The organism is Pseudomonas sp. (genome assembly GCF_030696055.1).
Classification (GTDB): domain Bacteria; phylum Pseudomonadota; class Gammaproteobacteria; order Pseudomonadales; family Pseudomonadaceae; genus Aquipseudomonas.
Window position 1 is genome coordinate 1 of the sequence record NZ_JAUYNP010000088.1, and the last position, 6,005, is coordinate 6,005.

Annotated in this window: 7 protein-coding genes; 3 read left to right on the forward strand and 4 right to left on the reverse strand. The window is 63.4% G+C overall.

Annotation, left to right across the window (positions count from 1 at the left end; translation table 11 throughout):
• The 3 genes from Q8Q83_RS05170 to def all read right to left on the reverse strand — a co-directional run.
• Nucleotides 1-535, reverse strand: a 535-nt coding sequence (locus Q8Q83_RS05170) for a transcription antitermination factor NusB (protein WP_305621728.1), incomplete at its 3' end; no start/stop codon positions are given.
• A complete protein-coding gene (fmt, locus tag Q8Q83_RS05175) occupies nt 532-1,476 on the reverse strand; it encodes a methionyl-tRNA formyltransferase (RefSeq protein WP_305621730.1) in 945 nt (314 codons plus the stop codon). The genes fmt and Q8Q83_RS05170, both read right to left, overlap by 4 nt.
• A 199-nt stretch (nt 1,477-1,675) precedes the next feature.
• Nucleotides 1,676-2,182 (reverse strand): peptide deformylase, encoded by a 507-nt coding sequence (gene def / locus Q8Q83_RS05180; RefSeq protein ID WP_305621732.1) that lies wholly within the window; start codon nt 2,180-2,182, stop codon nt 1,676-1,678.
• 153 nt (nt 2,183-2,335) lie between these two features.
• On the opposite strand from def, the gene Q8Q83_RS05185 reads away from it, so the two are divergent.
• The 3 genes from Q8Q83_RS05185 (at nt 2,336) to Q8Q83_RS05195 (ending at nt 5,156) form a co-directional block, all read left to right on the forward strand.
• The gene (locus Q8Q83_RS05185; protein WP_305621733.1) at nt 2,336-3,361 is read left to right on the forward strand and encodes a LysM peptidoglycan-binding domain-containing protein; all 1,026 of its coding nucleotides are present in this window, start codon (nt 2,336-2,338) and stop codon (nt 3,359-3,361) included.
• 88 nt (nt 3,362-3,449) lie between these two features.
• A complete protein-coding gene (gene dprA, locus Q8Q83_RS05190) occupies nt 3,450-4,556 on the forward strand; it encodes a DNA-processing protein DprA (protein WP_305621735.1) in 1,107 nt (368 codons plus the stop codon).
• Nucleotides 4,557-4,598: 42 nt separating this feature from the next.
• A complete protein-coding gene (locus Q8Q83_RS05195) occupies nt 4,599-5,156 on the forward strand; it encodes an L-threonylcarbamoyladenylate synthase (protein WP_305621737.1) in 558 nt (185 codons plus the stop codon).
• Between the two features lie 182 nt (nt 5,157-5,338).
• Here the strand turns inward: Q8Q83_RS05195 and Q8Q83_RS05200 are convergent.
• Nucleotides 5,339-6,005 (reverse strand): HAD family hydrolase (locus Q8Q83_RS05200; protein ID WP_305621739.1); only part of this gene is annotated, 667 nt, incomplete at its 5' end.

A 6,005-nucleotide genomic window follows, 5' to 3' on the forward strand; every position in this document is an offset into this window, starting at 1 on the left:
GGCGGCGATTGACCCGCAGGATCAGCGGCGGATGGGCGTTGTTGGCGGCGCAGATGGCTTGCCACTGCTCGGGCCAATGGGCCTTCAGGGCCTTCTGCAGCCAGCGCGGGTGGGCGCTGTGCAGCACCGGGTCGCGCTCCAGGCTGGCGATAAGCGCCTCGCCGTCGCGCTGGGCGTTGCGCAGCACGGCGTTGAGCAGGCCCTTGAGCGAGGGTTTCTTCAGCTTGTCGACGCAGGCGACTGTCTCACCTATCGCCGCATGGGCGGGAATACGGGTGTAGAACAGCTGGTACAGGCCGATCAGCAGCAACGCCTCGACGTCACGGTCGGCGGCCTTGAAGGGCTTCTGCAGGAGCTTGTCGGCGATCAGGGCCAGGCGTGGCTGCCAGCGTGCGGTGCCGAAGGCCAGATCCTGGGCCAGGCCACGGTCGCGTTGTTCGACCTTGTCCAGCAGCGGCGGCAGGCTGCTGCCCAATGAGGCCTTGCCCGCCAGTACGGCGGCCAGGGCGCGGGCGGCGGCGAGACGCGGGTTCATGCTCCGAGCACCAGGCCGAGGGCGAACTGTTCGCGGCGGCTGTTATACAGGTCGCTGAAGGCCAGCGCCTTGCCGCCGGGCAATTGCAGGCGGGTCAAACGCAGGGCGCCTTGGCCGCAGGCGACCGTCAGGCCGTCCTTACTGGCGGCGAGAATCTGTCCCGGCTGGCCTTGGCCATCGGCCCGTTGCGCGGCGAGGACTTTCAGCGGCTCGCCAGCCAGCGTGCTATGGCAGATCGGCCAGGGGTTAAAGGCGCGGATCAGGCGCTCCAGTTCCACAGCCGGGCGACTCCAGTCCAGGCGTGCTTCGTCCTTGTTCAGCTTGTGCGCGTAGGTGGCCAGGCTGTTGTCCTGCCCCTCGCCTGTTAGCGTACCGGCGGCCAGGCCGGTGATGGCTTGCAGCACGGCTGGTGGACCCAGTTCGGCTAGGCGCTTATGCAGGCTGCCGCCGGTATCTGCGGCGGAGATGGGGGTGCCGACCTTTAGCAGCATGGGCCCGGTATCCAGGCCGGCTTCCATCTGCATCACGGTGACGCCGGATTCGCTGTCACCGGCCTCGATCGCCCGCTGGATAGGCGCGGCGCCGCGCCAACGGGGCAGCAAGGAGGCATGGCTGTTGATGCAACCCAGGCGCGGCATGTCCAACACCAGTTGCGGCAGAATCAGGCCGTAGGCCACCACCACCAGCAGATCGGGCTTGAGCGCTGCCAGTTCGGCTTGGGCGGCGGAGTCACGCAGGCTTTGCGGCTGATACACGGAAATCCCGTGCTCTAGCGCCAGCTGCTTGACCGGGCTGGGTGTCAGCTTCTGCCCACGCCCGGCCGGCCGATCCGGCTGACTGTAGACGGCGATAATCTGGTGGGGGCTATCGAGCAGAGCCTTGAGGTGTTCAGCGGCGAATTCCGGGGTGCCGGCAAAGACAATGCGCAAAGACTCAGACATGGATTCTCACTGCTAAAGAAAAAGGCTTGCCTTCCAGGCTACGCGAGAACTGCTGCGCTCGGTTATGCGGCGTCAAAAACAGGCTCGGAATGCTCATGTACAGCTCGTACACTCCGCTTTCTCGCCTGTTTTTTCCTTGCCTAACCTTTGCTCGCGACGTTCTCACGCACCCTGGGCACAAGCCCTTATAAGTTGTGGCTCAAGCGTGCTGGCGATGTTGCTTTTCCAGCTTCTTCTTGATGCGGTCGCGTTTGAGCGTAGACAGGTAATCGACGAACAGTTTGCCGTTGAGGTGGTCGCATTCGTGCTGAATGCATACCGCCAGCAGGCCTTCGGCGATCAGCTCATAGGGCCGACCCTCGCGGTCCAATGCCTTGACCTTGACCTTCTGCGGACGGTCGACGTTTTCGTAGAAGCCCGGCACCGACAGGCAACCTTCCTGGTACTGCTCCACTTCGTCGGTCAGCGGCTCGAACTCGGGGTTGATAAACACCCGCGGTTCGGAACGGTCTTCGGACAGGTCCATCACCACCAGGCGCTTGTGCACATTGACCTGGGTCGCGGCCAGACCAATGCCCGGGGCGTCGTACATGGTTTCAAACATGTCATCGATCAGCTGGCGCAAGGCGTCATCGACCACGTCCACCGGTTTAGCGATGGTGCGCAGGCGTGGATCGGGAAATTCGAGGATATTCAGGATCGCCATATGCGTTTGTGATGCACTTGTGGAATAAAGTCAAAATCCGCTGCTAAGATGATGAGCAGCATTGGAAAAACGGCTTCACGCCGCGTTCCCACTGGGTTTAGTCGCGGCGCTAGGGCGCTCCACGTGAAGACACATAATAAAGGGATTCACCGCATGAGGAAATCACTACTCGCCCTGCTGCTGCTTGCCGCAGGCGGCTTGGCCCAGGCCGATGTGCAACTCAAAGACGGTCACCCGGACCGTTACACAGTAGTCAAGGGCGATACCCTGTGGGATATCTCCGGAAAATTTCTCAGCGAGCCGTGGAAATGGCCAGAAATCTGGCACGCCAACCCCCAGGTGGAAAACCCGCACCTGATCTATCCCGGCGACCAACTGAGCCTGGTGTATATCGACGGTCAGCCGCGCCTGATGCTCAACCGTGGCGAGTCGCGCGGCACCATCAAACTGTCGCCGCAAGTGCGCAGCACGCCGATGGCCGAAGCCATTCAGACCATCCCGCTGGAGGCGATCAACAGCTTCCTGCTGAGCAACCGTATCGTCGACACTCCCGAGCAGTTCGATGGCGCGCCCTATATAGTCGCCGGCAATGCCGAGCGGGTGGTCAGCGGTGCCGGTGACCGGGTCTATGCCCGCGGCAGCTTCGACGAAGCGGCACCGGCCTATGGCATCTTCCGTCAGGGTAAAACCTACGTCGATCCGGATACCCAGGAGCTCCTCGGGATCAACGCCGATGACATCGGCAGTGGTGAGATAGTTGCCGAGGAAGGCGATGTCGGCACCATGGAATTGACCCGCTCTACCCAGGAAATCCGTCTGGGTGACCGCCTGTTCGCCACCGAAGAGCGGGCGATCAATTCGACCTTTATGCCCAACGAGCCCGCCAGCGAGATCGATGGCCTGATTCTCGACGTGCCGCGTGGTGTGACTCAGATTGGTCAGTTCGATGTGGTTACCCTGAACAAAGGCGCGCGGGATGGATTGGTCGAAGGCAACGTGCTGGCGATCTACAAGACCGGGGAAACCGTGCGCGACCGCGTCACCGGTGAGTCGGTGAAGATCCCGGACGAGCGTGCCGGCCTGCTGATGGTGTTCCGCACTTACGACAAGCTCAGCTACGGTCTGGTGCTCGGCGCCAGCCGCTCTCTCGAAGTCATGGACAAAGTGCGTAATCCCTAACCCCCAGAAGCCCCGCGATTGCGGGGCTTTTGCTTGGTGCCCCGCCCTTAAGGCGCCTGTGCGGCGCGACCGATCAAGGATGATCTGGATGTCGCAATCCTTCCCTGCCGTCTCTCCCGCCGAACTTGAGGCCCGCCTGCGCCTGCATTGCCTGCCGGAGTTGGGGCCGCGGCGTTTTCGCAAACTGCTCAGCGCTTTTGCCAGTGCCTCGGCGGCGCTCAGTGCGCCGGCCAGCGCCTGGCGCTCTCTAGGGTTGCCGGCTGTCTGTGCCGAATCACGCCGTAGCGCCGAGGTGCGTGAGCGCGCCGCCGCTAGCTTGGCCTGGTTGGAGGCCGATCAGCAGCAGCTGCTGATGTGGGATGACCCGGCTTATCCGGGGCTGCTGGCTGAACTGGATGATGCGCCACCGCTGTTATTTGTGACGGGCGATGCGGGGCTGTTGGAACAACCGCAATTGGCCATGGTCGGCAGTCGCCGCGCCTCAAGGCCTGGGCTGGATACGGCGCACAGTTTCGCCCGCAGCCTGGCCGCGGGCGGCTTTGTGATCACCAGTGGTCTGGCCTTGGGCATAGACGGAGCGGCCCATCAGGGTGCGTTGGCTGCCGGTGGCAAGACGATTGCGGTAATGGGCACAGGTCTGCGCTGTCTGTATCCGGCGCGGCATAAGAAGCTGGCGGCCGATATTGTCGAGTGCGGCGGCGCGCTGGTCTCCGAGTTGCCCCTGGATTGTCCGCCGCAAGCCGGCAATTTCCCTCGACGCAACCGCATTATCAGTGGCCTTTCCCTCGGCGTGCTGGTGGTCGAGGCCAGTCCCTCCAGCGGTTCGCTGATCACCGCGCGGCTGGCCGCCGAACAGGGCCGCGAGGTCTATGCCATTCCCGGTTCGATTCATCACCCCGGTGCGCGGGGTTGTCATCAGCTGATCCGCGAGGGTGCCATTCTGGTCGAGAGCATCGAGCATATTCTCGACGCCTTGCGCGGTTGGCAGAGGCTGCCGCGCAGTGAGGCACAGCCGAAACCGCAGGTGGCGAGTCATCCATTGCTGGACTTGCTGTATGCCGCGCCCCATAGCAGCGAGGCGTTGGTGGCGGCCAGTGGCTGGCCGTTGTCCGAGGTGCTGGCGGCGCTGACCGAGCTGGAACTGGATGGTCGAGTGGTGTGTGAGGGCGGTCGCTGGGTGGGCCGCGCCGGTTAGCTTGGATACACTGCGCGGCATCCCTGTTTCGGAGTGGCATCGATGGTCAGCAGTTGGCAGGTACAGCAGGCAGCGCGCGTGGTGCGCCAAGGTGGAGTGATTGCCTACCCGACCGAAGCGGTGTGGGGACTGGGCTGCGACCCTTGGGATGAAGAGGCAGTGGCGCGTCTGCTGGCGCTGAAGGAGCGGCCGGTGCACAAGGGCCTGATTCTGGTGGCCGACTGCATCGAGCAGTTCGATTTCCTTCTCGAAGACCTGCCGGAGATCTGGCAAGAGCGCCTGGCCGGCAGCTGGCCCGGGCCCCATACCTGGCTGGTGCCGCATCAGGATCGCCTGCCCGAGTGGATCACCGGCGAGCACCGCAGCGTGGCCCTGCGCGTCAGCAATCATCCGCTGGTGCAGGCACTGTGCCGCCTGACCGGACCACTGGTCTCGACCTCGGCCAATCCGGCCGGGCACCCGGCCGCCCGTTCCCGGCTACGGGTCGAGCAATACTTTCCGCGCCAGCTGGACAAGGTCCTGGGCGGCGCCCTGGGCGGGCGCAAGAACCCCAGTTTGATCCGTGACCTGATCACTGGCGATGTGATTAGGCCGTCCTGAGCCCAGGGATGGGTTAAGCGCAGGGTCCGGATATATAAAGTGAGCGCATAGCTATAGCTAGTGGATGGATGAGGTCCTGAGGCAAGGCGGTGCGACGGGTCATGGGCTATGGCGAGGAGCGACAACGCAGTATCAGGGCCTCAGACGCCGAAATTGACTAATTGAACTAGCCACACAGGCCACTAGGTGAGTGGGAAGACGCTATTTACACCCTGGCCCATAAAGGCCAGCTGCAGCTCGGCCAGGCTATGGAAGTGATACCGAGGCGCATCGGCTTGCAGCTCTGCGGCGCTGCCGAAGCCGTAGCCCACTGCCGCGGCATCCAGGCCGTTGCGCCGCGCGCCGATCAGGTCGTGCTTGCGGTCGCCGATCATCAGGCTGTGTTCGGCCGGCAAGCCTTCCTGTTCCAGCAGATAAGCGATCAACTCGGCCTTGTCGGTGCGCGTGCCGTCCAGTTCGCTGCCGTAGATCCCCTTAAAGTGCCGGGCGAAATCGAAATGCTCGGCGATCTTCACGGCGAAGACGGTCGGCTTGCTGGTGGCGATATACAGCCTGCGTTGCTGCGCCTGCAGCAGCTGGAGCAATTCACCCACACCGGCAAACAGCCGGTTCTCGTACAGCCCCACTTCGGCGAAACGCTGGCGATAGTGCTGGACTGCCTGCCAGGCGGTGGCCTGGTCGAAGCCATAGCTGTGCATAAAGCACTGCAGCAGCGGCGGCCCGATAAAGTGCTCCAGCGCCGTTAAGTCCGGCTCGTGGATGCCCAGCTTGGCCAGGGCATACTGCACCGAACGGGTGATGCCCTCGCGCGGATCGGTGAGGGTGCCGTCGAGGTCGAAGAGGATATTC

What these genes read in the sequence shown, in the direction of transcription:
- Q8Q83_RS05195 (WP_305621737.1), top strand. Translation starts at nt 4,599, where the DNA reads ATGGTCAGCAGTTGGCAGGTACAGCAGGCAGCGCGCGTGGTGCGCCAA.
- dprA (WP_305621735.1), top strand. Translation starts at nt 3,450, where the DNA reads ATGTCGCAATCCTTCCCTGCCGTCTCTCCCGCCGAACTTGAGGCCCGC.
- fmt (WP_305621730.1), bottom strand. Translation starts at nt 1,476, where the DNA reads ATGTCTGAGTCTTTGCGCATTGTCTTTGCCGGCACCCCGGAATTCGCC.
- Q8Q83_RS05185 (WP_305621733.1), top strand. Translation starts at nt 2,336, where the DNA reads ATGAGGAAATCACTACTCGCCCTGCTGCTGCTTGCCGCAGGCGGCTTG.
- def (WP_305621732.1), bottom strand. Translation starts at nt 2,182, where the DNA reads ATGGCGATCCTGAATATCCTCGAATTTCCCGATCCACGCCTGCGCACC.